Origin of the sequence: Thioalkalivibrio thiocyanoxidans ARh2, from assembly GCF_000385215.1 — a bacterium.
Taxonomy (GTDB): domain Bacteria; phylum Pseudomonadota; class Gammaproteobacteria; order Ectothiorhodospirales; family Ectothiorhodospiraceae; genus Thioalkalivibrio; species Thioalkalivibrio thiocyanoxidans.
Genome location: NZ_ARQK01000060.1, coordinates 131588 through 156915 on the forward strand (window position 1 = coordinate 131588; position 25328 = coordinate 156915).

Below are 25328 nucleotides of genomic sequence, written 5' to 3' on the forward strand. Positions count from 1 at the left end.
GCGGGTCCCTCAGCGGGCCAGGCGGTCGATCGGGAAGGCGGCGGTGTCGGTGATCGCGCGCGCGAGGCCTTCGGCGTAGTGGTCGATCAGGGCCCGTCCCAGCTCGGGCGTGGCGCGGTCCGCGGCCCCCACGACGCCGTCTGGGTGGAGATCATCCGCCAGCCAGGCGAACGCGGTCTCGCCGGTGGGGCCGAGGCACTGGCTCGTAGCCTCGAGATCCTCGCCCAGCGAACGGGCGTCCTGTGCGCGATCCATCCGGACGAGCGTGGGTGCCAGCACGCGCATCATCGCCGTCTCGATCAGGCCGCCGTGCAGGCCGTGCCGGCGCTCGCGCTCGGGGATCTCGATGGTGTCCGGCAGGGGTTGCAGGAAGTAATGGTGCTTGGTGGCCAGCAGTCCATGGTGCTGGCGCAGATCCAGCGCGGCGAGCTCCATGATCGCGGTGTTGCCCCCGTGACTGTTGGCCAGCACCAGGCGGCGAAAGCCGGCGCGTGCGACGGCTCCCCCGATCTCGCGCAGCACGGCCAGCGCCGTTTCCGGCGTCAGGCTCAGCGTCCCGGCGAAACGGGTATGTTCGGCGCTGGTGGCGATCGCCATCGGCGGCAGTACCAGCGGCTCGAGATCATTCGGGAGTCTTTCCGCCGCCGCGTCCAGCAGGCCCAGGCCGATACGGAGGTCCGTATCCAGCGGCAGGTGGGGGCCATGCTGCTCGATCGCGGCCAGGGGCAGCACCACCACCGCGTCGCGACGCGCATGGTCGGCGACGGCCTCGGTGGTCAGGTCCTGCCAGCGGGTCAGGGTACGGGTGTCCATTCAGGGAGCGTTGTCCGCGAGCACGGCGCGGGTCAAGTCCCGCGCAGCCGGGCGTAGATGTCGCCGGAACCCACTCGCGCCACATGCTGGTCCAGCCAGGCGCGGACGGCCTCCGCTGTCTGCCAGGTGTGGAACTGGAATCGGCGCTGTTCACCCACGATCAGGTTGTACTCGTAGTCGCCCAGGGCGGCCAGTTGTGAAAGGCATTCCTCGGTGACCTCTTCGGCGCCGGCCACGAACTCGAACGACAGCGCGGGGACGGGCTGGCTGAGCCCGCGCAGGACCTCGGCCTCCAGACCCTCGACGTCGATCTTGCAGAAGGCCGGCAGGCCGTGTTCGGCAATCAGCTGGTCCAGGGTGACCATCGGGACGGCGACCTGATCGTCCCAGGTCACCTTGCGGAAGCTGCGATTGCGTTTCGCGATCTCGCGTGTGAAGCGTCGCGAGACCGAGGACACGGTCGGGGTGCTGCGACTGACCTCCAGTTGCGCGGTACCATTCTCCGGTCCCACGGCCTCGCGGCGAATACGCACGCCAGGGAGCCTGGAGGTCGCCTTGCGCAGCAGCCGCAGGATCTGGGGCTGCGGCTCGAGCGCGATCACGCGCGCCCCGAGCGCGGCGAAGGCGCGGGTGCGGTCCCCGATATGGGCACCGATGTCGAACACGAGATCACCGGGCCGCACGAATTCGGCGTAGAGGCGGCGCAGGCCGGCCTGGCGTCCGGGTCGCCAGTAGATCGCCATCGAGCGCAGGGCGCCTAGCCATCCCTGCAAACGCTGCGGGAGTCGGTTGCGCGCGGCGGTGTCCCGGGGGGTGTCCATCCCGGCAGGCTACCGGACGCGGAACGTGGCGACCATCATGGGGTCCGAGAGTAGGTCTATCACCGGGGATGGAGCCCCAGACAGGAGAGTGGCATGCAGAGCAGAGGAATCCGACGGCGTGGCATTGGCGTAATGCTGGCCGCCATGCTGGCCGCGCCGGTGTTGCCCGGTGTGGCTAGTGCAGCCTGTCCGGCCCCGGGGCAGTGGGCCACGCCGGCCGGTGATGAGCTGGACCGGGCGGAGCTGTTCGCCGAGCTGGCGCAGGCGGATGCCGTGCTGCTGGGCGAGCGCCACGATCGCATGGATCACCACCGCTGGCAGCTGGGGACGCTGGCGGCCCTGCACGGACAGCGCCCGGATATGGTGATCGGGCTCGAGATGCTGCCGCGCTCGGTGCAGCCGGTGCTGGACGAGTGGGTGTCCGGCGAGCTGGACGCGGATGCGTTCCTGCGCGACAGCGACTGGTATAGCCACTGGGGCTTCGATCCGGCGCTGTACTGGCCGATTCTGCATTTTGCCCGTGTACATGATGTCCCGCTGGTGGCGCTGAACGCCGAACGCACGCTGGTGCAACGGCTCGGACAGGAAGGCTGGGACGCGGTGCCGGAAGACGAGCGTTATGGCGTCAGCCAGCCGGCAGATCCGCCCGAGGGCTATCGCGAGTATCTGGTGGAGGTGATGGAACGCCATCCGGCGGGCATGGAACGCGACCCCGATCAGTTCATCGGGTCACAGCTGGTCTGGGACCGGATGATGGCCGCCGGCATCGCCGACGTCCTGGGGTCTTCGGACGAGCCGCCGCTGGTGGTCGGGATCATCGGTTCCGGTCACCTGCAGTACGGGCACGGCGTGCCGCATCAGCTGGCGGATCTGGGCTTTGACGATGCCCCGGTCCTGCTGCCTCGCGAGCACCGGGACGACTGCTCCGCGGCCGAACCGGACCTGGCCCGAGCGGTGTTCGGGATTACCGATGGTGACCGGTTTGACCTTGCAACGCCGCTACTCGGGGTACAGCTGAGGGGTGACGAGGGCCGCGGCGTGATTATCCAGGGTGTGCAGTCGGGCTCCGTGGGCGAAGCGGCGGGCCTGGAGGGGGGCGACCGTGTCCTCCGCGCTGGCGATCAGGCAGTGGAGCGCCCGTCGGATCTGCAACGGATCGTCCAGCGCGTGACACCGGGCACCTGGCTGCCCCTGGAGATCGAACGCGACGGCGAGGCCGAAGAACGCGTGGCCCGATTCCCGTACGGCGAGTAATCGAGGGAGCGATATGCGTACGGTGTGGTGGATCTCGATCGGCCTTCTGGCATCGCTGGGCGTCTCGGCCGCTTCGGCGGCGGGCAACGATTACGCCGAGCCCGACGCCGACTTCCCGCTCGGCTTGAGTGTGCAACTGCACCCGGGGGAATCGACCTTCGACGGGCGTCTGGCGCTGGATCTGGAGGCCCTGGACCGGGATCCGCCGGGCCGGTTGCGCCTCGATCCCGCCATGGGCGTCGATGCGGTCACGCTGGATGGCGACTCCATCGAATACGAGCTGACCGATTCGGGGTGGCTGGAGCTGGGCGATGCCCCGGCGGAGCGGGGTTCCGGCCTCCTGATCGTCGAGTATGGGGCGAGGTTGTCACGGCCTGACCAGGCGCGTCCGGGCTCGGGTTTCCTGGGCGAGGAGGCCGGGTTTCTGCCAGCCGGGGCGGGCTGGTATCCCGCGCTGGAGGACGAGCCCGTGCCCATGCGGATTCACCTGCTGGTGAAAGATGGCCAGAAGGCCGCCGTGTCGGGCTCGCTGGTGGACGAAGGCGATGAAGGGGATCGCTACTGGGCCCGTTACGAACACCCGGCCGCGCGCAGTCTGGCGCTTGCCTCCGGCATCTGGGAGTCGGGCGTGATCGAGGGTGACGGCTGGGAGGTGCGCACCCTGTTCCCGCGGTCGCTTCACGAGGCCTTCGGCGAGACCTACCGCGAGAAGACCGCCGAGTACATCGAGCGCTTCGAATCCGAGATCGGGCCCTATCCGTACAGCAGTCTCACCGTGGCGGCGTCGCCGCAGCCGGTCGGGCTGGCGTTCTCCGGTTTTACGCTGTTGGGCGAACAGGTGATCCCGCTTCCCTTTATCCCGCATACCTCGCTGGGCCACGAGGTCCTGCACATGTGGTGGGGAACGGGTGTGTATGTCGATCGATCCGGCGGTAACTGGTCGGAGGGGCTGACCACCTACATGGCGGACTACCAGTTCAAGCGCGAGGCGGGCGAGGGGCGCGAGGAGCGGGGCCAGTGGCTGCGCGACTACGCCGCGCTCCCGGCAGAAGAGGATCGCGCCCATGGCGAGTACCGGGGCGGCAACCAGGGCGCGCTGCGCATCGCCGGGTACCACCGGGGCGCGATGATCTGGCGGATGCTGGAGGACTGGATCGGGCGCGAGGCGTTTCTGGAGGGTGCCCGCACGCTCTACGACGAGTGGAAGGGACGCGAGGCCGACTGGGAAGCGCTGATTGTGGCCTTCGATTCCGCCACCGACGAGGATCTGGAGCCGTTCTTCCGCCAGTGGATCGAGCGCCGCGGGGCCCCGGCGCTCGAGCTGGCCGATCTCGCGGTCGAGCAGGAGGCGGATGGGTGGACGCTGTCGGGCACGTTGCGTCAGTCCGGCGATGACGAACCCTGGGATCTGCGTGTACCGCTTGTGGTCGAGACTGAACAGGGGGCGGAGACGTTCTGGCTAACGCTGTCCGAGAGCGACAAGTCGTTTGAAGTGGAGCTGGATGCCAAGCCGCTGCGCGCTGCCGCAGATCCGGACTGGCGGCTGTTTCGCCATCTGGCCGAAGACGAATCGCCGGCGATCCTGCGCCGCGCCGCACTGGACCCGGATACACAGGTGATCGCGCTGGGTTCGGCGCGGCCGGTCGAGGTGGCGCCCTGGCTGGGGCGCGCACCCGAGCAGACCCAGAACGTGGAGGGTACCCGCATCGTGCTGGGCGATCCGGACTCGGTGCGCAACTGGCTGCGCGCCCGCGACTGGCCGGAATCGCCGGTGGCGATCGACAGCGATCTGCCCGAGTCCCCGGACGCTGCCGCCTGGGCCCTGCCCGGCGAGGATGTGATCGTGATTGCGGGCCCGGACGCGCAGCAACGCCGCGCGCTGGCGGGCGAGCTGCGCCACCGGGCGCATTACAGCTATGTATTGCTGGAAGGGGACGAGCGCAGCACCGGGCACTGGGCCACGCCGGGCATCTGGCAGGAACTGCAATGAACGAAGCGTTCGAACTGGACGGGCGGCTGCGCGCGGATACCTGGTTTGCCGCCGACTGGCCCCTGTCGACGCTGCTGCTGATGGATCATGCGGCGATCCCGTGGTTCATCCTGGTGCCGCGTCGCCCAGGCCTGCGCGAGTTGCATGATCTTGGTGCCGACGATGCGGCGATGCTCGCCCGGGAGTCCACGGCCCTGGCGCGGGCGATGCAGGCGGCCTTCGAGCCGGAGACGCTGAATGTGGCCAAACTCGGCAACATCGTCGGGCAGCTGCACCTGCACCATGTCGCCCGCCAGCCGGGCGACCCGGCCTGGCCGGGCCCGGTCTGGGGTGTCCCCGCCGAGCGGGGCCTGGAAAAGCACGAGGCCGAGGTCCGCATACAGCGGGTCCTCGGCCTCGTAGAAGGACTCGGTTAGGCCGGTTTAGAAGCGGTAGCCGACGTTCATCCCGAAGCTCCAGGGGTCGATCTCGACGGTGCCGAGCCGTTCACCTTCAACGCGCACGGTGCTTTCGATATCGATCCAGCGCACCTCGGCATTGACGAACCAGTTGTCGTCGATGGCCATGTCGATCCCAGCCTGCACGGCGGCACCCCAAGAGTCGCTGAGGCGCATCTTGGTGCCGTCCAGGGCGCCACGTGTGCTCTCGTCGAAGAAATGGGTGTAGTTCACCCCGGCGCCGAGGTACGGACGGAAGGCGGTACCGGTGTTGAAGTGATACTGCAGGCTCAGGGTCGGCGGCAGGAGACGGGTGTATCCCACGCGGTCGCCCTCGAGCGAGATGTCGTGCTTGAACGGGATCCCGACCAGCAGCTCCATGCCGAGGTTGTCGGTAAACATGTAGGTGACGGTGCCGGTCGGGCGGGTGCTCGAGCCCACGTCCACGCCGACGTCGGTGCCACCGACATCCAGGTCGCCGTTGTCGGACTTCGGCGAGATGTAGGTCAGGCCGCCGCGCAGCAGCCAGTCACCGGCGGAGACATCCGCGCTGGCAGCGGTCGCATGGGCCGGGATCAGGGCAGCGGGGGCCAGCAGGCCGGCCAGGGCAAGGGCACGGAAGGTCAGGGTACGGCGCATGTTCGGTTCCTCCGACAATGTGATGGTTCGGAGGTACTATTGCCCGCCTCGCATTAGCACTTGTTGATGCAGATCATGCGTGGCAACGGTTTTCAGAACGGCAGCCGCTGGCCCTCGAAGTCGTAGAAACTCCCGGAATCCGACGCGTCCAGACGATCCAGCACCTTCAGGAGTTCGCCGGTGGCGTACTCGGGCTCCAGCACTTCGGAGGCACGGGCCCGATAGGGCTCCGACAGACGGGTTGCACAGGTCCCGGGCTGCAGGGCGATCACTGCGGCCTGGCGATGGCTGAAGCGCAGCTCCAGCGCCATCGTGCGGACGATCTGGTTCAGCGCGGCCTTGGAGGCGCGGTAGCTCACCCAGCCGCCCAGCTGATTGTCCTCGATGGAGCCGACGCGGGCCGACAGCGTGGCGAGGATGCCCTTGCGCTGACGCGGCAACAAAGGCGCGAGGTGTTTGAACAGCAGGGCCGGGCCGATGGCGTTGATGGCAAATGAGCGCGCCATAATCGCCGGGTCCAGGTCGCGCAAGCGCTTCTCCGGCCCGTGGCCGTCGAGGGTCAGGATGCCGGTGGCGTCCAGGACCAGGTCCCACTCCTGGGCCTGCTCGCGGAGCCAGGCAGCTGCGCGTTCGATGCTGGCTTCGTCGAGGAGATCGACGGGTGGTTCGCTGTGGCGGCTCAGTCCCACTACGCGTTCGCAGTTCGGGTCGTTCTCCAGGTGTTCGACGAACGCGGCGCCGAGCCCGCCCGTGGCACCGACGACCACGGCGCGATAGGGTATCTGCAGGGATTCCATACTGCCTGCGACCGCGGCGCGGCGAATTGATTCCGGGGCCATGCCTCGGCAAGGGAGCGCATGAACTTTCTCCACACGCTGGGCCATGCGGCGCGCAATCTTGCGCCCATCGTGATCGTGGTCGCGGTGTTCCAGGCGCTGGTGCTGCGCACGGTGCCGGATGGCCTGCTGTCCATGGTGGTCGGGCTGACCATCGTGGTCTTTGGTGTTGCGCTGTTCCTTCAGGGCCTGGAGATGGGGATTTTCCCCATCGGCAAGAACCTGTCGAACGCGCTCGCTCGACGTGGCTCGCTGCTGTTGCTGATGGCGTTCGGCTTTACCCTCGGGTTTGCCACCGTGATCGCGGAACCGGCGCTGATCGCGGTGGCGGAACAGGCGGAGCTGATCAGCGAGGGACGGATCGAAGGCCTGATCCTGCGGCTGATTGTTGCACTGTCGGTGGGTGCCGTGGTCGCGCTGGGCATCCTGCGCACGATCATGGGCCATCCGCTGCACTGGTACATCCTGACGGGCTACGTGCTGGTGGTGCTGGTGACCTTCTTTGCCCCCGAGGAGATCGTCGGCCTGGCCTACGACTCGGGTGGGGTGACCACGAATATCGTGACCGTGCCGCTGGTGGCGGCGCTGGGCCTGGGCCTGGCGGCCTCGATCAGCGGGCGCAACCCGCTGCGCGACGGCTTTGGCCTGGTGGCGCTGGCCGTGATGGTCCCGATGATTACGGTGCAGCTGTACGGGATCATCGTGTTTGCCGGCGCCGAGGTCGATGCCCCGGGCAACGGCGAGACCGCGGCGATGGACGCGGACACGGACCTGCCGGGCGCGGGCGAGCGCCACTGGCTCTCCGCGATGGGGATGGACCTGCTGCTGATGCTGCGCGACGTGGCGCCGATCATCGCGGTGATCGTCGTGTTCCAGTACTTCGTGCTGCGCAAGCGCATCCCGTACCTGCCGCGCGTGATCTTCGGCTTCGTGCTGGTGGTGCTGGGCCTGTACGCCTTTGTGGTCGGACTCAAGATGGGGCTGTTCCCGATCGGCGAGAGCATGGCCGAGCAGCTGATCGCCAACGAGCTGTTCCTGTGGGTCTACCTGTTCGCCTTCTCCATCGGCTTCGCGACCACGATGGCCGAACCCGCCCTGATCGCGATCGGCCAGAAGGCCGAGGAGGCGGCGCGCGGTTCATTACGTGGCAATGTGATCCGCATCTTGGTCGCGCTGGGCGTGGCGATCGGCATCACCATCGGGGTGCACCGCATCCTGGCGGGAGACTCCATCCACCAGTACATCATGGCCGGTTACCTGCTGGTGATCGTGCTGACGATCCTCGCGCCCAAGCAGATCGTGGCACTGGCCTTTGACCTGGGCGGGGTGACGACCTCGGAGGTGACCGTGCCCCTGGTCACGGCCCTTGGCATCGGCCTGGCCACCCATCTGGAAGACCGCAATGTCCTGATCGACGGCTTTGGCCTGATCGCCTTTGCCTCGATCTTCCCCATCGTCACCGTGATGGTCTACGCCATCGTGGTGGATATCTACGAGCGTTGGACCGGCAGGGATCGCGCACAACAGGAGGACTCGACATGAGATTTTCGGCACTGATCGCCGTGCTCCCGGACGACATGGAACCGCGGGCCATCGAGACGGCCAAGGCGGCGGGCGCCGGGGGTGTCACCATCATGGATGCCCGTGGTATTGGCGCGGAGGCGCGCAAGACGTTTCTGGGCATGACCTACGAGGGCAGCCAGTCCGTGCTGATGTGGGTGCTGGAGAAGAAAGTGGCGCTTAACGTGCTCAAGGCCGTCAGCCAGGAGCTGGAACTCGAAGGAGATCCGCGCGGGGTGGCGTTTACGGTGGATATCGCGCATCTGGCCGGGATCGGGCGCAAGCAGATCGAGCAGTTCCAGGAACACGTGAAGGAAGAAATCTGAGGAGCACAAGACCATGCTGGTGAGCGAGATCCTGAAGTCCGACGTGATTACCGTGTCGCCGCTCGCGCCCTTGCGCGAGGCGATGCAGCTGATGCGGCAGCACAAGGTGAAGTCCCTGGTGGTGGACAAGCAGCACGAGCACGATGCCTACGGGATCATCACCTACACGACCATTCTCAAGACGATTGTGGCCGAAGAGGGCGATATCGACCTCTCCAATGTCTACGACGTCTGCGCCAAGCCGGTGATTACGGTGCCGGCGGAGATGGACGTCAAGTATGTGGCCCGGCTGATGGTGACCCAGGGCATCCGGCGGCTGGTGGTGCTGCGCGGCAATACCCTGGAGGGAATCGTCACCACCAGCGATATCGTGGGTTCGATCCTCGAGATGGCGGATATGGAATGAACCTCGGCACTGCCCGGTGTCGGGACGGGCAGGCGGTCGTCTCCCAATAAGTCAATCATTTACAAGAAACTCCGTGGCCACTTACGGAGACACAAAAAAGGCCGGCATTCGCCGGCCTTTTCCATGCGTGCGCCGAGGCGCCGGCAACGGCTTAGCCGCGACGGCGCAGCACCCAGATTTCCAGCAGGGCCCATTCCTCGCCGGGATAGTTTTCCTGCTCCAGCGGCGACAGGCGACGGTGACGGGTCGCGGTACTGCCGACAAAGTCCAGACGACTCAGCAACAGGCGCTTGGTGGCGTCCGCTTTTTCCAGTGCGAAGGGGTTGAGAAAATTCACCAGCATGTAGCCTTCGCCCTTGCCCCGTGCGAAGGCATCCACCAGGCTCTCGATAGCCGGCGGGTCCAGATAGACCAGCGAAGCGGTGGAGATGACGATGTCCGCCTCTTCCATCGACTGCTCGATCGCGTTGCGGGTGTCGGCATCCGCCTGGTTCAGGTCGGCCTCGAAGGTCTGGTCGAACAGACCCGCGCTCTTGCCGTAGGCCAGGGCGTTGCCGGAGATGTCGATCCCGGTCGTCTTCATCGGCAGGCGGCGCGGGGCGGCGACCGTCTTGCAGGCCTGCTCGTCGGCCCAGTTGGCGCGGATCGCCTGGACATCCATGCCGTGCACGGCCGCCATGGTGGTGTTGCCAAAGCAGCAGCACAGGTCGACGTAGTTCAGGGTCTTGCCTGCGTCGGCCTGTTGCTGCGCCCAGGGCAGGATCAGCCGGTCGAAGGTTTGCCGGTTGAAGTCGTCGGAGATGTAATCGAGCGCGTCGATGATGCGCTCCTTGAACGGCACCGGGGTCTCGGCGACGTAGATATCGTCGAAATGCTGTTTCTTCTCCTCGGTCTTCACTTGCGGCTCACTCATCGACTTCTCCTCGTTGGATAAACCCACCATGGTCGGGGTCATGAGGCGCTAGCGTCAAGTATGAACATTTTCATTGCTGTAACCGGCGTCGCGCCATGTCGCGGGTCTGCTATGTATCATGAAGAGAAAGGAGTGCGAGCTGCCGGCGGGCCGGCAGTCGGAGGGGGCCGGAAGGGAACTGCATGAAGATCGAGTGCTTCAAGGCGTATGACATTCGCGGCCGCGTGCCGGATCAACTTAACCCCGCGGTGGTGCACGCCATCGGACGCGCCTTTGCCGAAGAGGTCCGCCCCGGCCGAACGGTGGTGGGGCACGACATCCGCCTGTCCAGCCCGGAACTGGCCCAGGCCCTGATGGAAGGATTGACGGCCGGGGGCAGCGATGTCGCGGACATCGGCCTGTGCGGCACCGAGGAGGTCTACTTTGCAACCGCGCACTACGGGGCCGGCGGCGGGGTGATGGTCACCGCCAGCCACAATCCGCTGGACTACAACGGCTTGAAGCTCGTCCGTGACGAGGCGCGCCCGATCAGCGGCGACTCCGGGTTGCAGGCGATCCGGGCATGCGCCGAGCGGGGCGACTTTCGCCCCATGCCCCAGGGCCAGATTCATCCGTTGGACCATCGGCCGGACTATATCGCCCGGGTGCTGGCTTCGGTCGACCGCGAGGCCTTGCCGAAGCTGCGCGTCGTCGTGAACCCGGGCAATGGCGGGGCGGGCCCCGTCCTCGAGGCGCTGGAGCCGCATCTGCCGTTCGAGCTGATTCGGGTGAACTTCGAACCGGACGGGCATTTCCCCAATGGCATCCCCAACCCGCTGTTGCCACAAAACCGCGCGGCGACGGCCGATGCCGTGCGGCTACATGGCGCGGATCTGGGCGTGGCCTGGGACGGCGACTTCGATCGCTGCTTCTTCTTCGATGCGGCGGGAGATTTCATCGAGGGCTACTACATCGTGGGGCTGTTGGCACAGGCCTGTCTGGAAGGACATCCGGACGAACGGATCGTCCATGACCCGCGCCTGACCTGGAACACCATCGAGATGGTGCGGGCCGCCGGGGGCGAGCCCATCCAGTCAAAGACCGGACACGCGTTCATGAAGGAGCGCCTGCGCCATGAGGATGCCATCTACGGCGGCGAGATGAGCGCCCACCACTACTTCCGCGATTTTTACTACTGCGATAGCGGGATGCTGCCCTGGCTACGGGTCGCCGAGTTGATGGGGCGCCGTGGTCAGGCATTGGGCGAAATGGTCGCCGAGCGCGTCGCGCGTTACCCCTGTAGTGGCGAGCTCAACTTCGAGGTCGAGGATGTCGCAGCCGCTACCGATCGCGTGCTGAAGTACTTGGAGGGGCAGGGGGCTGTGGAAGATCGCACCGACGGGGTCAGCCTCGAGTTTCCGGACTGGCGCTTCAACCTGCGCAGCTCCAATACCGAGCCGCTGTTGCGGCTGAATGTCGAGACCCGCGCCGATCCGGCCTTGCTGGAGCGTCGCGTGGAAGAGCTTTCCCGCCTGATACGGGGATAACAACGATGGCGCTTGCCGATATCCAGAACCAGCTGCAACCGGTGATCCTGGCCGGCGGGACCGGTACTCGGCTGTGGCCGGTGTCGCGCAGCCACTATCCCAAGCAGTTCCTGCCCCTGACCGGCGACCAGACGCTGCTGCAGCAAACCGTCGCGCGCCTGGAGGGTCTGCATGCCGGCCCACCGCTGGTGTTGGCCAACGTGGACCACCGCTTTCTGGCCGCCGAGCAGCTGCGCGCGATCGGCATCGAGCAGGCGCGCATCCTGCTGGAGCCGCAGGGGCGCAACACGGCCCCGGCGATTGCCCTGGCGGCGCTGCAGGCCCGGGCCGAGGGGCGCGATCCGCTGCTGCTGGTCCTGGCCGCGGATCACCACATCGGGGATGCCGATGCCTTCAAGGCTGCTGTGGGCCGCGCGGTGGCGCTGGCGGAGGCCGGCTATCTGGTCACGTTCGGCATCGTGCCCGTGACGCCCGAAACCGGCTACGGCTACATCCAGCAGGGCGAGTCGCTGGGCGAGGCCGGTGCGCGGGTCGCCCGTTTTGTCGAAAAGCCCGATGCCGCCACCGCCCGCGAGTACCTGAGACACGGGGAGTATCTCTGGAACAGCGGCATGTTTGTGTTCCGTGCCTCGCAGTATCTGCAGGAGCTGGAGCGCTTCGAGCCCGAGATCGTCACGGCCTGTCAGGCGGCACTGGAGGGGGCGCGCGAGGACCTCGATTTCCTGCGCGTGGACCCGGAGGCCTTCGCCCGGGCACCGAATATCTCGGTGGACTACGCCGTGATGGAACGCACCGACCGCGCGGCGGTCACGCCCCTGGCTGCCGGCTGGAGCGATATCGGCTCCTGGGCCGCGCTGGCCGGGGTGCGCGGCACCGACGAGCAGGGCAACACCCTGCGCGGCGATTGTCTGCTGGAGGACAGCGAGGGCTGCGTGGTCGATGCCGATGGCCTGCTGGTCGCCGGGATCGGGTTGCGCAACCTGGCGGTAGTCGCCACCCGCGATGCAGTGCTGGTGGCGGATCGCGAGCGTGTACAGGACGTCAAGCGCATCGTCGAACGGCTGAAGTCGGACAACCGCAGCGAGCATGTGGACCACCCGGCGGTGTACCGCCCCTGGGGCTGCTACGAGTGCGTCGACGTCGGGCGGCGCTACCAGGTCAAGCGCATTACCGTAAAACCCGGGGCGAAGCTCTCGCTGCAGATGCATCACCATCGCGCGGAGCACTGGGTGGTCGTCAGCGGCACCGCGCGGGTGCGCAACGGCGAAGAGACCTATCTGGTGACGGAGAACCAGTCCACCTATGTGCCGATCGGGCAGATCCATTCGCTGGAGAACCCGGGTTCGATCCCGCTGGAGCTGATCGAGATCCAGTCCGGCAGCTATCTGGGCGAGGACGACATCGTGCGGCTGGAGGACCTCTACGGTCGCGTCTGAATACCGCCCGAGGCGCAATCCCTATCCGAAGTCGCGGGAGCGGGTGGTCAGCTCGCCCAGCCAGGCGCTGCGGTCGATCAGGCGCTGCACGATCAGGTGGCCGACCCCCTCGCTGTACTGCCATTCCCCGTGGGCCTCCAGCAGGCGGCCGTGCAGGACCTCGGCGCGAAAGCGCTCCACCCGGTCCGGCCAGACGATCAGGTTCAGCGTGCCGCTCTCGTCCTCCAGGGTCAGGAACACCGTGCCGTTGGCCGACCCCGGCCGCTGGCGGGTGATCACGAGGCCGGCATAGCGGGCACCCGGATGCCCGGGGCGCTCCAGTAGCCGGGCGGCGGTGGCCAGTCGGCGCCGCTCCAGGAACGGGCGCATCAGCGCCAGCGGGTGCGGGCCCAGGCTCAGCCCCTGGGTGGCGTAGTCCTGCACCAGGTCATCCACCGCATCGGGGCGCGGCAGCAGCGGGGTCACGTCGGCCTCGCGCACCGTCTCGGCCGGGGCGTCGGCGAACAGGGGCAGGGGCTCCTCCACCGCCTCGGTCGCCCAGCGTGCCTGGTGGCGGTTGCCGGCCAGCCCCTTCAGGGCGTCGGCACGGGCCAGGCGGTTGGCCTGGGCGCGGGTCAGGGCGGCGCGGGCGACCAGATCCGGTACGTCCGCGAACGGGCGTTCGGCGCGCGCGGCGACGACACGCTCGGCCACGGCCTGCGCGAGCCCGCCGACCCGGTTCAGGCCCAGGCGCAGGGCCAGCGCGTTGCTTCCGGCCACCGGCTCCACCGTGCAGTCCCAGTCACTGCAGCGCACGTCCACCGGGCGCACCTCCACGCCGTGGCGGCGGGCGTCGGCGACGATCTGTGCCGGGGCGTAGAAGCCCATCGGCTGGCTGTTCAGCAGGGCGCAGGCAAAGATCGCCGGTTCATGGCACTTGAGCCAGGACGAGACATAGGTGATCAGCGCAAAGCTGGCCGAGTGCGACTCGGGGAAGCCGTACTCGCCAAAGCCGAGGATCTGCTTGTACAGCTGCTCGGCGAACTTCTCCGGATAGCCGCGCTGCCGCATGCCGTCCATCAGGCGCTCGCGGTAGCGCGCGAGCTGGCCGGTGCGGCGCCAGGCCCCGATCGCGCGGCGCAGCCCGTCCGCCTCGCCGGCAGAGAAGCCGGCCGCGACCATCGCCAGCTCGATCACCTGCTCCTGGAAGATCGGCACCCCCAGGGTGCGCCCCAGCACACGCTGGATCTCGGCATTCGGGTAGCGCACCCGCTCCGGGTGGGCGCGGCGCTTCAGATACGGGTGCACCATCTCGCCCTGGATCGGGCCGGGGCGCACGATGGCGATCTCGATCACCAGGTCGTAGAAGTTCGCCGGCTTCAGGCGCGGCAGCATGCTCATCTGCGCGCGCGACTCGATCTGGAACACGCCCAGGGTGTCGGCCTTCTGCAGCATGCGGTAGACCGCCGGGTCTTCGGCAGGGATGTCGGCCAGGCCCCAATCGCGACCCCGGTGGTGCGCCATCAGCTCCAGCGCGCGGCGCACGCAGGAGAGCATGCCCAGCGCCAGCACGTCGATCTTCAACAGCCCCACCGCGTCGAGGTCGTCCTTGTCCCACTGAATCACCGAGCGCTCCGGCATCGCCGCGTTCTCGATCGGCACCAGCTCGTCCAGCCGGCCCTCGGCGATCACGAAGCCGCCGGTGTGCTGTGACAGGTGGCGGGGGAAGCCCAGCAGCTCGGCGGTCAGGGCCTGCCACTGCCGGGCCAGGGCGCCGTCCGGGTCCAGCCCGACCTCGCGCAGGCGCTCGGCGGGGATGCCGTCGTCCCACCAGGCGAGGTTGGCGGTCAGCGCATCCAGCCGCGCGCGCGAGATGCCCAGGGCACGGCCGACGTCGCGCAGGGCGCTGCGCCGACGGTAGCGGATCACCGTGCAGGCCAGCGCCGCGCGCTCGCGCCCATAGCGCTGGTAGATGTACTGAATCACCTCCTCGCGGCGCTCGTGCTCGAAGTCGACATCGATATCCGGCGGCTCGCCACGCTCGGCGGAGATGAAGCGCTCGAACAGCATGCTGGAGCGCGAGGGATCCACTGCCGTGATGCCGAGGGCATAACAAACGGCGGAGTTCGCCGCCGAGCCGCGCCCCTGGCACAGGATCCCGCGGCCGCGGGCAAAGCGCACGATGTCGTAGACCGTCAGGAAGTAGGGCTCGTAGCCAAGCTGCGCGATGATCTCGAGCTCGCGCTCGATCTGCTCCGTCACCTTCGGCGGTATGCCGTCGGGCCAGCGCCCACGCGCACCCTTCAGGGTCTCCTCGCGCAGATAGGCGGCCGGGCTCGTGTCCTGCGGCAGGGGATCGGTCGGGTAGCGGTAGGTGACCGCGTCCAGCGAGAAGTCGCAGTCCCGCGCGATCCGCACACTGGCCGCGAGCCAGGTGGCGGGATACAGCGCCGCCAGGTCGTCGCGCGGGCGCAGGCAGCGCTCGCCGTTGGGGAAGCGCGCCGGGGCTGCCTCGGCAACCGTGGTGCGCAGGCGCAGCGCGGTCAGCACGTCCTGCAGCGCACGCCGGCCGCGAGCGTGCATGTGCACATCGCCGCAGGCGACGATCGGGAGTCCCGTCGTGTCGGCGAGCTGCCGTGCGCGGGCCGCGAGCGGGGCATCCTCCGGCGTGCGCAACTGGCTGACCGCCAGATGGGCCTGGCCCGGCGCGGCCCATCCCGCCAGCCAGCGGGCCGCCTCGGCGAGCGTCGGCTCCGCGATCTCGGGTTCGATACGCAGCAGGACCTGCCAGCCGGCCCGCGCCTCGGCGGGCAGGGCGTCGAGGTCCGCCTGTGTCAGGTGGTAATGCCCCTTGTCCGCCGCCCCGCGCGCACGGGTGATCAGCCGGCACAGCCCGGCGTAGCCCGCCGCATTGCGCACCAGCAGGGTCAGGGCGGGGCCGTGCGCCAGCCGGAAGGTCGCCCCCAGGATCAGGTGCAGGCCGCAGTCCTTCGCCGCTGCGTGGGCGCGGACCACGCCGGCCAGCGAGGCGATATCGGTCAGCGCCAGCGCGCGATAGCCCAGCGCCCGGGCCCGCTCCACCAGCTCCTCCGGGTGCGAGGCCCCGCGCAGGAACGAGAAGTTGCTGACGCTCGTCAGCTCGGCGTAGTCCGGCGGTTCGGGGGCGTTGGCATCCATATACTGCTTATATAAACAGTATATGGGGCTGGCAAGAAACCCCGGCTTCGAGCAGGTGCGCCGGCTCCGGTATGGTAGGCCCGCTACCGACCGATCCCAACGACGAATCCCCTATGCGCAGCGCTATCTACAATCGGCTGATCGTCCGCCTTACCTCGCAGTGGTATGGCGAGGTCATGCGGCGGCTGCCGGACGGGGCGGCTCTATTGGACGTAGGCATAGGTACCGCTGGCGCGCTGCTCGCCAATGCCGCCACGGCGCGCGAGAAGGGGCTCGTCATCACGGGGATCGATATCGATGCCGACTACATCCAGCACGCTCGGCGAGCCCTGCGCGACTCCTCCCTGGCCGATCGTGCCGAGGCCCGCCTCGAGTCCATCTACGACCACACGGGCGGTCCGTACGACGCGATCTACTTCTCTGCCAGCTTCATGCTCCTGCCGGACCCCGACGGCGCTCTGCGCCACTGCCGCAGCCTGCTGAAGCCGGACGGCACGGTCTTCTTCACTCAGACCTTCCAGACCCGTCCCTCCCGCTGGATGGAGCGCTTCAAACCCCTGCTCAGGCGCATCACGACCATCGATTTTGGCCGCGTGACCTACGAAGAAGCGTTTCGGGAACAGTTGGCCGGGGCGGGGTTCGTGATCGACGAGTTCACCACGCTCGGACGCCACGGCCCGCGCGCATCCGTCCTTGCCATCGCCCGACCCGCCAGCTCCGCCTGAAAGCACGCCGGTTCGTCGCCGAGGCTGGGGCCTACCACTGTAGGAGGCGAGCCCCCTCGCCGATCGGGCATGTCCAACGCCCCATCGCCCAGAGGGCTGGGCTCCTACCGGAGAAGGGGGCTTGTGCGGCATGCCCCATGCCGGTTCGTCGCCGAGGCGGGGGCCTACCCACTGTAGGAGGCGAGCCCTCTCGCCGATTGGGTGTGTCCAGCGCCCCATCGCCCAGAGGGCTGGGCTCCTACAGGAGAGGGGCTGTGGCGGTATGTGAACAAGAGGGGTGACCTCTTCCGATAACGCGCCGGGCTGCTCAATCCGAGGGTAGGGCCCGGGGCCTCCTGCGACTGAAGGCACCGCCGCAGCGTGCGCTAGAACTCGATGTCGTAGCGCAGCTCCTCGTCCGGCTGACGCAGGAAGTTGCCCTGCACCAGGTCGACCTGGGACTGCCACAGCAGGGCCAGGCCGTCCACGTCCTCGACATAAGCCGCCATGGTGCGCGCGCCGCTGGCGCGGGCGATGTTCAGCAGCGGCTCCAGGCGTGTGAGCTTGTCGGCGGCATCGTGCAACCCGTGGGTCAGGGGGCGGGCCACCTTCACGTAGTCCGGTCGCAGGCTGCGCAGGAGTTGGGTCGGTTGCTCGCTGGAAAGCCCGAAATGTTCCACGGCAATGCCGACCTGTATATCACGCAGGGCCTCGGTAATTCGTTCGGCCTGTTCCGGCTCCGCCACGATGTCCTCCTCCGCCAGTTGCAGTACCAGTGCCCGAGCCGGGAGGCCGGCATGCGCAAGGGTGCGACCAAGCCAGCCGGGCAGTTCCTGGTCGCGCAGCGACCCGCGCGAGAGTTTGACGAAGAACACCGAGTCCGGATGGGTGCGCAGCCGGGCGCCCAGGATGTCCACCGCGTTCGTCAGCACCCAGCGATCCAGCGCCCGGTCGAGGTCCAGGTGTCCGGCCATGTTCACGAACGGGCCGGGCAGCTGGGTGTGGCCTTCCGGGTCGCGAATTCGAAGCAGGACTTCGTAGCGCTCGGCATTGTCGGAGCCGGCGATATTGGCGATGGGCTGATACACAAGGAACAGACGTTGTTCGTGAATCGCCCGGGTAATCACCTGGCGCCAGTGCTGCTGCTGTGCAATACCGCGCTCCGGCGTGACCAGCGTCGGGTCCAGCTGGATGCGATTACCGCCTTCGCGGCGTGCCTGTGCGCAAAGCGCCAGTGACTGGTCCACCGCATCCGGTGCGGGCGTCTCCGCAAGTGCGGTGATGCCGATGCTGAGCCCAGGGGAGGGTGCGTGACTCGCGGCACCATGAGGGGCCGGGATTCGTGTGTACAGGTCGTCGCCCCAGTCCGACAGCGCGTCCGTGTCGGGTCGATGCAGCAGGACCAGGATGGCGTTCTCGCTGAACCGGGTGGTGCGCTCTCCAGGGGCGAGGCTCGCCGAGATCCGCCCCAGCAGGCGACGTTGAAGCGCGGAGAAACCGGCCACCCCGTGGTCGCGAATCAGGCTGGAGGCCTCGTCCCATTCGATACAGGCCAGGGCGACGATACCGGGCTGGGTAGCCAGCTCCGCGCGCCAGTGATCCAGCAGAGGCGTCAGATCACGGGATCGCAGGGTGGCAGGGGCGCGGGCGGCGCGGCGCCGACGACGACAGAGACGGGCCTCGGCACTCACCTGTTCCGGTGCCGTTTCGGGGGCTACGTGAGAAGACCCCGGGGGCGGCTCGAGCGCGGCATCTTCGTGAGCTGCGAGCAAGACGCGCGGGATGTCGAACAGCGTGGGATCCTGGGCAAGGGCCCGGGAGAGGGTTGCGGCCTCGTCGGCCGCAATGTCCGCATCGATCACAATGGCCTCGGGCAGGCTCTCCAGCGCGTGGCCAGGCACGTCGTCTTCCGGCGCGACGCGGTGGATGTCCAGGGCCGGAGACTCCTGCAGCGCGCGGGCGGGAGAGATCGACTGTCCCGTGGTGACCAGCATGACCCGCCACGGATCCCATGGGCTGGAGTCCACCAGACCCTCCAGTGTTGCCGCCAACTCGGAAGGGATTGTGGGCATCATCAGGACCGCGTCCCAGTCGTCGGCCGTTGTCAGATGTTCGCCATCCCGCGTGTCTTGCAGGACCAGGATATTGGGCCGCTTGATGGCGTCGTCGGGTATTGGCGGGCCTGGTGGATCCGCCAGGACTACGCGTGAGTGCGGTGTCACTGTGGGGCTGGAATGCGCGGCCTCCTGCAGGTTGGCGTAGGTGTCCACGTGGAAGCCGGAGGCGGCCAGCTGCAGCGCCAGCTCGTCGCGAGCGACCCCGGCGGGGCCGAGCAGCTGGACGTGCAGGCGGTCGGGAACTGGAGTACGTGCACCACCCGCCTCAGGTGCGGGTATAACCCCGTCCGATGCGGCGAGGTCCTCCGGTAGACTCGCTTGCAGACGAAGGATCAGGGCACCGATGGTTTCCTGTTCATTGGACGTTGGAGGCAACGGGCTCTGAAGGTGCTGGGCTACGCGTTCGTCAATGCGCCGCGCGATGTTCAGGGACTCCTTCAGCGGAGTTCCAGCCAGGCCACTGGCAATTACCCGGGTCAGGGGACGCATCTCCCCCAGGTCCACATGGCGGCAGCCCCGCTGCCGGATCATGTACCAGCGGTCGGCGAGCTGGGCCACCAGACGCGGCAGCCCGTTCATGAAATCCTGACTGGAGGTACTGTCCGGGTGGTCCTGGACGGGCCCCGATTGCGGGATGCTGCCGGATAGGTCGGCCATGAGCTTCGAAGTCCTTTTTGACTATGCCGCGTCTACTATAGACAACCATTCAACTAATGTGTGAATCCTTCGGCTCTCGAAGCAGGTGGGGCGAGGTTAGCTGGTGGAGAGGCAGTCGGGCAGCGATTCCACCAGTGAATGCGGTGTGATGCCGAGGTCGTGGAAGGTGCCGAGGGTGGCGCTGGCGACGTTGTCTCGTTGCATCAGGTAGAGCTGATCGCGGGTCAGGGGCGGGTTGGGTAGTAGCGCACCCAGGGTGGCCAGGGCGTGCCAGACCGTGAATGGCACAGGCAGCATTGGGCGTTTGCGGCCCAGGTGTGACAGGACCAGGGTCACGACCTGGCGATAGGTGAGGATGTCCGGGCCGCCAAGTTCGAAGGTGTGTTGCGTGGGCGGCTCGTCTGCGCACAGTCTTGCGATGGCACGGGCGATGTCGGTGACGTGTACGGGTTGCAGGCGGGTGCTGCCGAAGCCGAACAGGGGAATCACCGGCAGGGGCGCGAGGCCGGCGAGGTTGCGCACAAAGGCGTCGCCCGGGCCGAAGAGGACGCTGGGGCGCACGATAACGGCGTTGGGGTATTCGCGAAGTACAGCGGCTTCGCCTTCGGCTCGGGCACGGATGTACGGCGAGGGCGAGCGGCTGTCGGCGCCGATGCCGGAGATCTGGATGACGCGCTCCAGCCCTGCCTTGTGTGCGGCGCGGGCGAGGCGCGCGGCGCCTTCGACGTGGATGGTGGTGAAGCGCAGGTCGCGTTGCTCCACGTACAGGCTGACGGCGTTGACGACGCCCCTGGCGCCTTCCACGGCGCGGGCGACGTCGGCATCGTCCCGGATGTCGGCGCGGCAGTGCTCCAGCCGGGCGTGGTCTTGCAGGGAGGCGGGCAGCCCCGGCCGGCGCGAGGCAATGCGCACGGGGTGTCCGGCATTGAGCAGTTCGTGCACGGTTGCGCGGCCGAGGAAGCCGGTGCCGCCGAATACCGTAATCAGGTTCGGGCGCATGATGAGCCCCCTCCGGGCAAATCCGATCGTTACCGCATGTGGATGGTTGTCGATCCGTCTGGGCGATGGCCTATAGGTAAGACTGGCGTGAAGGGAGAATGATCCCCGTGGGGTATGGAAGAAGAGGGGTGTCCTCTTTCCTGGTTATGTGCTTCATGGGCAAAAGGCAAGGTCTGACCCCGGAACTCTCGCGATGCCCAATAGGTGAAAGACCATGTGCGGACGAATGACGCGGTACAGCGCGACCAGCGAGCTCGCCATGCGGTATTTCCAGGTACCGGTCGACGAGACGTTTGACCCGCCCAGATACAATGTCGCGCCTGGGACGGACCTCGAAGCGTTTCGTGCGGGACATGAAACACCTGCCGCCTTCCAGCCGATGTTCTGGGGCTTTCGGCCGAAGCGGGTGGAGGACGGTCCTCGGCCGATCAACGCCCGCGCCGAAAAGGTCCCCACGAGTCCGTACTTCCGCTCTGCATTCGCCCGCCGGCGCTGCATCGTGCTGGCTGATGGCTGGTACGAGTGGCGCAAGACCAATGACGGCAAGCAGCCGTACTACATTACCCTCGCCGAGGACGCGTCGCAGGACGTCCTGATGATGGCGGGCATCTGGGAGCCTACGGCCGATGGTGGCGCCTGCTGCGCGATCATCACCGAACCCGCATCAGAGCGGCTGGCGCACATTCACGACCGCAAGCCGCTGGTGCTGGATGCGGAGTGTCGCTGGGACTGGCTCGATCCCGATCGGACGGAGCGTGAGGCCATCCGAGCCGGGACCGTCCGTCTGAACCCTGATACCTTGATTTATCACCCCGTGTCCACCCGCGTAAACCGTCCGTCTGAGGACGATCCCGGACTGATCGAGGCGATCACCTGAGGTTCCCCTGGCGGCCGAGTCGTTTCACCTTCAGGATCGCGCGCCCGAATCCGGAAACATGGAACCTAAAGCGGGTTTCGGCTGGAGGAACCGCCGAAGAAGGCGGGTGTCCTCGTTCCTTAAGCAAGATGTGACCCCGGGCCCCGCGACCACCAAGCCCCGTAGGAGGCTGCTTGCAAGCGAAGCCCCTGCAAAAGCCGGACGCGGGCAGGGCTTCGCCTGCAAGCAGCCTCCTACAGGCCGTTCGGTGTTCCGAATAGGCGGTCATTCCAGAAACGCGCAGCGATCATCCGGGATCGCGATCGGCGGGGCAGGAGCAGACGTCAGGGATCCCGGCTCTTCACTTCGCTTCGGCCGGGATGACGGCGTGGCGCCTGGAAGAAGATGGGTGTCCTCTTTCTCTGCCCTGTACCCATCGAGAACTGTGAAGCACTTACGATGCTGAAGCAGGCGGCAAACCCCCTGGCCGGCGCAACGTCGTGCAAGACGGGGCGGGGCCGTAAGGGCGGATGGGCGGAGATCGTGACCGATTTGGCACCGTTGGCGCCTGCAGGGCAGTTTCCGCTCTTGTCTTCCCCGAACAAGGCGTTTGCTCGGCCTATACTTGTCCGTGGCCGTGCGCGAAAACGGCCATTCGGCCCGATTCCACACCGGAACCACGGAGTTACATCATGACAAGGCGATGGATTTTCCTGTTGCTGGCATCGGTATGGCTGCTGCCCTTCGCATTGCTCCCCGTGTCCGCCACGGCGGGGCAGACGCATCTCGGCAGCACCGCGAGCCCCGTGCCGATGGAGATTGTCGACGACGCGGTCCCGACACCGCAGGTGCTTCAGTCCGAGCACCTGTTCGATCAGCAGGAGCTCGACGAACTGGCGGCTCTCGAAGCCGAGAATGCCGAACTACAGGAGCAGACGGCGGGCTTTTTCGGCCCCAGGGTCGGCACCGTCATCATCATTGCCGTTCTGCTGATCGTGCTGCTGTAGCGGCTGCGCCTGCCGTGTTGAGCGTGTTTCGCCGCGCTACCGGCCGGCAACGGCGTGGCGCGTGGCCACGGAGCCAGCAACAACCGTCGGGCAGAGACGCCCCGCTCGGTGTCGGGCTGCTGGTGCTCTGCGCGCTTGCGCTCTCGGCGTGCGGGACGACGGGCGGAATGGAACGCTACGCCCTGCAGGTCGAGGAAGGTGTCGCGCTTGAGGTCCCTTATGTGCGCCAGACCTCCCGGACCGACTGTGGCAGCGCCGCGCTCGCCAGTGTCATGGAGTACTACCGCGGCTCCGCCTATTCGCCACACGCGTTGTCTGATCAGTATCCACACGCCTCGCCGCGGGGCTACTCCCTGGGCGAGCTGCGCGAAATCGCCCGCGAGCATGGATTCGCGGCGTTCGTGGTGCCGGGTGACGAGTCGTTCCTGCGCAGCCACCTGGAGCGTGGCCGGCCCCTGATCGTGCCCTTGCAGGTCCGGCAGGGAGATGCCGACCTGCGCGGCACGCCCGGTGTGTTCGCTCGCCTGATCGAGCGGCGAGGCGACCAGGAGCAGGATTCCGGGTACGACCACTACGTTGTCGTGGTCGGTATGGACGACTCGCGCGGCAAGGTCCTGGCCATGGACCCCGCGCGCGGCCCGGTGGAAATCGACTTCGGGGACTTCGCCACCGCCTGGGAGCGAATGCACCACGCGGTGCTACTGTTGGGTCTCGACGATCAGGGTCGCCGGGCAGCACCACATTGAACCCGGGCCTGAGTCGGGGCGTCGAATGGCCCGGTCACCCATGGGGGTCAGACCTTGCCTTTTGCCTCTCCCTTGATGCGGGGGCAAAAGGCAAGGTCTGACCCCGGAAGCTCGGCGTGAAGGCCGCATTTCAGGGGTGAAATGCCTTGTTTAAGGGTCAGAAACGGGCCTTCCAGGCATGAAAGTGCCATTCCAACAGAGGGTTACCGTGGTCCGACCCCGTCATGCCTCGCAGATGGGTCGGAAGACGCAATTGAACCAAACCTGAAGGATGTCTATAGTTGTACGGCACTTCCGTACGTTTGAGGTCCTGCATGGAAACAGTCAGCGTGAACCGGTTTCGCGAGAACCTGAAGGCCTTCGTGGAAGAGGCCGTCACTACACACACGCCGCTCAAGGTCACGCGCCGAGCGGGTGAGGCCTTTGTGGTGATGAGTGCGGATGACTGGGAGCGGGAGCAGGAAACGCTCTACGTCCTGCAGAACTCCAGCCTGATGCAGCAGATCGCCGATTCGGCCGCTACCCATCGGAAGGGAGAAGGCTACCGTCCCACGGAAGGGGAGATGGATGAGATCACTGGTATTCGAGGGTAATACCTGGGCGGCGTACGAAACGCTCCGTGAGCGTGACCCAAGGCTGCATCGGGCTCTGCGACGGATCCTCAAGGAAATGCTCCGTAACGACCCGGCCACGGGAACGGGGAAACCGGAACCCCTTCGGCATTCGCTCTCGGGCTTCTGGTCCCGGCGTCTCTCCGCCCGGGATCGCCTGATCTACCGCTTCGACGATCAAGCCATCTACATCTTCGCGATCGGCGGCCATTACGACACGCTGTGACCCGGGCGGGCCTTTCCCTCCGCTCGGGGCTCATCGGCAACAGGCAAGGTATCGCCCCGGGGCCACTGGGAGTGCCCAGGGTGCCGCGAAGGCCCCATTTCGGGGGTGAAATGCCTTGTCTAAGGCTCAGAAACGGGCCTTCAAGGAATGAAAGTCTCATGCCAACAGAGAGTTACTGTGGTCCGACCCCGCCATTCCGCGTATTCACGCCCGCCATTCACCGTCTGCCCCCGAAGCCGCTTGGAAATGCGGAGATTGACTCGCATAATCTACGCATAGATTGCGGAGAATCTCGTGCAATACATCTGGGAACTGACCGGCTGGCCCCACTGGCAGTGGGACGCGGAACATATCGCGCCGATGCTGGCTGCGGCCGCGCGCGAGCAGGGTCGGCTGCTCGGAAGGATGCAGGGATTGGGATTCGCACTGCGCGAGGAAGCGTCGTTTCGCGTGCTGTCGGAGGATATCGTGGATTCCGGCGCGATCGAAGGCGAGCGACTGCCTCTGGATCAGGTGCGCTCCTCGCTTGCACGTCGCCTCGGTCTGGAGGCCGGTGGACTGACCGCTTCAGGGCCGGACGTCGACGGCATGGTCGAGCTGATGCTGGATGCCACGAAGGCCTTTGATCGTGAGCTGACAGTGGATCGGCTGTTCGACTGGCATGCGGCCCTGTTTCCGACGGGACGTAGCGGGATGACGCGGATTCCGGTCGCGCGTTGGCGGGATGACGATGAAGGGCCGATGGAGGTGGTGTCGGGTCCCGTTGGTCGGGAGACGGTGCACTTCTCCGCGCCACCGGCCGAGCGAATCCCGGGGGAGGTCGACGCCTTCGTCGCGTGGTTCAAGGCGCCCGGCCCTCTGGATCCGCTAGTGGTGGCGGGGCTGGCCCATCTCTGGTTCGTGACCATTCACCCGTTCGCGGATGGAAATGGGCGTATCGCTCGGGCAATCGCCGATATGGCGCTGGCACGAGCGGATGGTTCGGCGGAACGTTTCTACAGCATGTCCGGGCAGATCCTTCGGGAACGCAGTGACTATTACGCCATCCTGGAGCGGACTCAGAAACAGGGGGACCTGGACATCACCCTGTGGCTGGAATGGTTCCTGGGCTGCCTGCAGCGTTCGCTGAGCAACGCCCAGGATGCACTCGAGCACGTGCTGTTCAAGTCCCAATTCTGGGAGCGCTTCGCCACGGAGCCGCTCAATGCCCGACAGATCAAGGTTCTCAATCGCCTGCTGGACGGATTCGAAGGTGGGATGACCTCTTCACGTTGGGCCCGGATGGCCAAGTG

23 protein-coding genes are annotated in these 25328 nt (G+C 66.9%); 15 read left to right on the top strand and 8 right to left on the bottom strand.

Annotated features, from left to right (window positions below; translation table 11 throughout):
* Positions 1–9: 9 nt before the first annotated feature.
* Both G372_RS0112375 and G372_RS0112380 read right to left on the bottom strand, forming a co-directional pair.
* Positions 10–813 (bottom strand): creatininase family protein, encoded by an 804-nt coding sequence (locus tag G372_RS0112375; RefSeq protein WP_019624313.1) that lies wholly within the window; start codon positions 811–813, stop codon positions 10–12.
* Positions 814–845: 32 nt separating this feature from the next.
* Entirely contained in the window at positions 846–1634 is a 789-nt protein-coding gene (locus G372_RS0112380) for an FkbM family methyltransferase (protein ID WP_019624312.1), read from the bottom strand.
* 132 nt (positions 1635–1766) lie between these two features.
* On the opposite strand from G372_RS0112380, the gene G372_RS0112385 reads away from it, so the two are divergent.
* From G372_RS0112385 to G372_RS0112395, 3 genes are read left to right on the top strand one after another with little or no spacing between them, the layout of a single operon-like run.
* On the top strand, positions 1767–2888 hold the full coding sequence (locus G372_RS0112385; protein ID WP_019624311.1) for a ChaN family lipoprotein: 1122 nt from the start codon (positions 1767–1769) through the stop codon (positions 2886–2888).
* Between the two features lie 13 nt (positions 2889–2901).
* Positions 2902–4878 (top strand): M1 family metallopeptidase, encoded by a 1977-nt coding sequence (locus G372_RS0112390; RefSeq protein WP_019624310.1) that lies wholly within the window; start codon positions 2902–2904, stop codon positions 4876–4878.
* Positions 4875–5294 (top strand): HIT domain-containing protein, encoded by a 420-nt coding sequence (locus tag G372_RS0112395; protein WP_019624309.1) that lies wholly within the window; start codon positions 4875–4877, stop codon positions 5292–5294. Before G372_RS0112390 ends, G372_RS0112395 begins: the two co-directional genes overlap by 4 nt.
* 6 nt (positions 5295–5300) lie before the next feature.
* On the opposite strand, the gene G372_RS0112400 is transcribed toward G372_RS0112395, so the two are convergent.
* A complete protein-coding gene (locus G372_RS0112400; RefSeq protein ID WP_019624308.1) occupies positions 5301–5954 on the bottom strand; it encodes an OmpW/AlkL family protein in 654 nt (217 codons plus the stop codon).
* Between the two features lie 92 nt (positions 5955–6046).
* Complete coding sequence (locus tag G372_RS0112405) at positions 6047–6751, bottom strand: SDR family NAD(P)-dependent oxidoreductase (protein ID WP_018864415.1); 705 nt, start codon at positions 6749–6751, stop codon at positions 6047–6049.
* Positions 6752–6811: 60 nt separating this feature from the next.
* On the opposite strand from G372_RS0112405, the gene G372_RS0112410 reads away from it, so the two are divergent.
* Genes G372_RS0112410 through G372_RS0112420 form a run of 3 tightly spaced genes read left to right on the top strand, consistent with a single transcriptional unit; the run spans position 6812 to position 9082 of the window.
* Positions 6812–8332, top strand: a complete 1521-nt coding sequence (locus G372_RS0112410; protein WP_019624307.1) for a DUF1538 domain-containing protein — start codon at positions 6812–6814, stop codon at positions 8330–8332.
* Positions 8329–8676 carry a P-II family nitrogen regulator gene (locus G372_RS0112415; protein ID WP_018864413.1) on the top strand — a complete coding sequence of 116 codons (348 nt, stop codon included), beginning with the start codon at positions 8329–8331 and terminating at the stop codon, positions 8674–8676. Before G372_RS0112410 ends, G372_RS0112415 begins: the two co-directional genes overlap by 4 nt.
* 13 nt (positions 8677–8689) lie before the next feature.
* Positions 8690–9082 (top strand): CBS domain-containing protein, encoded by a 393-nt coding sequence (locus tag G372_RS0112420; protein ID WP_018864412.1) that lies wholly within the window; start codon positions 8690–8692, stop codon positions 9080–9082.
* Between the two features lie 151 nt (positions 9083–9233).
* Here G372_RS0112420 and G372_RS0112425 read toward each other — a convergent pair whose 3' ends face one another.
* Positions 9234–9995, bottom strand: coding sequence for a class I SAM-dependent methyltransferase (locus G372_RS0112425; RefSeq protein ID WP_026279020.1), 762 nt, complete (start codon positions 9993–9995; stop codon positions 9234–9236).
* A gap of 182 nt (positions 9996–10177) precedes the next feature.
* Between G372_RS0112425 and G372_RS0112430 the strand changes: the two genes are divergently transcribed.
* Both G372_RS0112430 and G372_RS0112435 read left to right on the top strand, forming a co-directional pair.
* Complete coding sequence (locus G372_RS0112430) at positions 10178–11521, top strand: phosphohexomutase domain-containing protein (protein ID WP_019624306.1); 1344 nt, start codon at positions 10178–10180, stop codon at positions 11519–11521.
* A 5-nt stretch (positions 11522–11526) separates the two neighbouring features.
* A complete protein-coding gene (locus G372_RS0112435; protein WP_019624305.1) occupies positions 11527–12957 on the top strand; it encodes a mannose-1-phosphate guanylyltransferase/mannose-6-phosphate isomerase in 1431 nt (476 codons plus the stop codon).
* A gap of 21 nt (positions 12958–12978) precedes the next feature.
* Here G372_RS0112435 and G372_RS0112440 read toward each other — a convergent pair whose 3' ends face one another.
* Positions 12979–16113: an error-prone DNA polymerase gene (locus G372_RS0112440; protein ID WP_019624304.1), complete on the bottom strand. Its 3135-nt coding sequence runs from the start codon at positions 16111–16113 to the stop codon at positions 12979–12981.
* A gap of 113 nt (positions 16114–16226) precedes the next feature.
* Between G372_RS0112440 and G372_RS0112445 the strand changes: the two genes are divergently transcribed.
* Positions 16227–16838 (top strand): class I SAM-dependent methyltransferase, encoded by a 612-nt coding sequence (locus G372_RS0112445; RefSeq protein ID WP_019624303.1) that lies wholly within the window; start codon positions 16227–16229, stop codon positions 16836–16838.
* A 365-nt stretch (positions 16839–17203) separates the two neighbouring features.
* On the opposite strand, the gene G372_RS0112450 is transcribed toward G372_RS0112445, so the two are convergent.
* Entirely contained in the window at positions 17204–19495 is a 2292-nt protein-coding gene (locus G372_RS0112450; RefSeq protein WP_026340388.1) for an EAL domain-containing protein, read from the bottom strand.
* 192 nt (positions 19496–19687) lie between these two features.
* Positions 19688–20590 (bottom strand): complex I NDUFA9 subunit family protein, encoded by a 903-nt coding sequence (locus G372_RS0112455; RefSeq protein WP_019624301.1) that lies wholly within the window; start codon positions 20588–20590, stop codon positions 19688–19690.
* 226 nt (positions 20591–20816) lie between these two features.
* Between G372_RS0112455 and G372_RS0112460 the strand changes: the two genes are divergently transcribed.
* The 6 genes from G372_RS0112460 to G372_RS0112485 form a co-directional block, all read left to right on the top strand.
* Positions 20817–21467: an SOS response-associated peptidase gene (locus tag G372_RS0112460; protein ID WP_026340387.1), complete on the top strand. Its 651-nt coding sequence runs from the start codon at positions 20817–20819 to the stop codon at positions 21465–21467.
* A gap of 671 nt (positions 21468–22138) precedes the next feature.
* The gene (locus tag G372_RS0112465) at positions 22139–22453 is read left to right on the top strand and encodes a hypothetical protein (RefSeq protein WP_018864400.1); all 315 of its coding nucleotides are present in this window, start codon (positions 22139–22141) and stop codon (positions 22451–22453) included.
* 167 nt (positions 22454–22620) lie between these two features.
* Positions 22621–23199, top strand: coding sequence for a cysteine peptidase family C39 domain-containing protein (locus G372_RS0112470; protein WP_018864399.1), 579 nt, complete (start codon positions 22621–22623; stop codon positions 23197–23199).
* A gap of 314 nt (positions 23200–23513) precedes the next feature.
* Positions 23514–23792: a type II toxin-antitoxin system Phd/YefM family antitoxin gene (locus G372_RS0112475; RefSeq protein WP_018864398.1), complete on the top strand. Its 279-nt coding sequence runs from the start codon at positions 23514–23516 to the stop codon at positions 23790–23792.
* Complete coding sequence (locus tag G372_RS14105; protein WP_081618882.1) at positions 23767–24036, top strand: Txe/YoeB family addiction module toxin; 270 nt, start codon at positions 23767–23769, stop codon at positions 24034–24036. Before G372_RS0112475 ends, G372_RS14105 begins: the two co-directional genes overlap by 26 nt.
* A 294-nt stretch (positions 24037–24330) precedes the next feature.
* Positions 24331–25328, top strand: a 998-nt coding sequence (locus G372_RS0112485) for a Fic family protein (RefSeq protein ID WP_020008876.1), incomplete at its 3' end; no start/stop codon positions are given.

Bases quoted from the DNA above. Each gene is read 5' to 3' on its own strand.
- G372_RS0112375 (WP_019624313.1), bottom strand. From the start codon at position 813: ATGGACACCCGTACCCTGACCCGCTGGCAGGACCTGACCACCGAGGCC.
- G372_RS0112380 (WP_019624312.1), bottom strand. From the start codon at position 1,634: ATGGACACCCCCCGGGACACCGCCGCGCGCAACCGACTCCCGCAGCGT.
- G372_RS0112385 (WP_019624311.1), top strand. From the start codon at position 1,767: ATGCTGGCCGCCATGCTGGCCGCGCCGGTGTTGCCCGGTGTGGCTAGT.
- G372_RS0112390 (WP_019624310.1), top strand. From the start codon at position 2,902: ATGCGTACGGTGTGGTGGATCTCGATCGGCCTTCTGGCATCGCTGGGC.
- G372_RS0112395 (WP_019624309.1), top strand. From the start codon at position 4,875: ATGAACGAAGCGTTCGAACTGGACGGGCGGCTGCGCGCGGATACCTGG.
- G372_RS0112400 (WP_019624308.1), bottom strand. From the start codon at position 5,954: ATGCGCCGTACCCTGACCTTCCGTGCCCTTGCCCTGGCCGGCCTGCTG.
- G372_RS0112405 (WP_018864415.1), bottom strand. From the start codon at position 6,751: ATGGAATCCCTGCAGATACCCTATCGCGCCGTGGTCGTCGGTGCCACG.
- G372_RS0112410 (WP_019624307.1), top strand. From the start codon at position 6,812: ATGAACTTTCTCCACACGCTGGGCCATGCGGCGCGCAATCTTGCGCCC.
- G372_RS0112415 (WP_018864413.1), top strand. From the start codon at position 8,329: ATGAGATTTTCGGCACTGATCGCCGTGCTCCCGGACGACATGGAACCG.
- G372_RS0112420 (WP_018864412.1), top strand. From the start codon at position 8,690: ATGCTGGTGAGCGAGATCCTGAAGTCCGACGTGATTACCGTGTCGCCG.
- G372_RS0112425 (WP_026279020.1), bottom strand. From the start codon at position 9,995: ATGAGTGAGCCGCAAGTGAAGACCGAGGAGAAGAAACAGCATTTCGAC.
- G372_RS0112430 (WP_019624306.1), top strand. From the start codon at position 10,178: ATGAAGATCGAGTGCTTCAAGGCGTATGACATTCGCGGCCGCGTGCCG.
- G372_RS0112435 (WP_019624305.1), top strand. From the start codon at position 11,527: ATGGCGCTTGCCGATATCCAGAACCAGCTGCAACCGGTGATCCTGGCC.
- G372_RS0112440 (WP_019624304.1), bottom strand. From the start codon at position 16,113: ATGGATGCCAACGCCCCCGAACCGCCGGACTACGCCGAGCTGACGAGC.
- G372_RS0112445 (WP_019624303.1), top strand. From the start codon at position 16,227: ATGCGCAGCGCTATCTACAATCGGCTGATCGTCCGCCTTACCTCGCAG.
- G372_RS0112455 (WP_019624301.1), bottom strand. From the start codon at position 20,590: ATGCGCCCGAACCTGATTACGGTATTCGGCGGCACCGGCTTCCTCGGC.
- G372_RS0112460 (WP_026340387.1), top strand. From the start codon at position 20,817: ATGACGCGGTACAGCGCGACCAGCGAGCTCGCCATGCGGTATTTCCAG.
- G372_RS0112465 (WP_018864400.1), top strand. From the start codon at position 22,139: ATGACAAGGCGATGGATTTTCCTGTTGCTGGCATCGGTATGGCTGCTG.
- G372_RS0112470 (WP_018864399.1), top strand. From the start codon at position 22,621: ATGGAACGCTACGCCCTGCAGGTCGAGGAAGGTGTCGCGCTTGAGGTC.
- G372_RS0112475 (WP_018864398.1), top strand. From the start codon at position 23,514: ATGGAAACAGTCAGCGTGAACCGGTTTCGCGAGAACCTGAAGGCCTTC.
- G372_RS14105 (WP_081618882.1), top strand. From the start codon at position 23,767: ATGAGATCACTGGTATTCGAGGGTAATACCTGGGCGGCGTACGAAACG.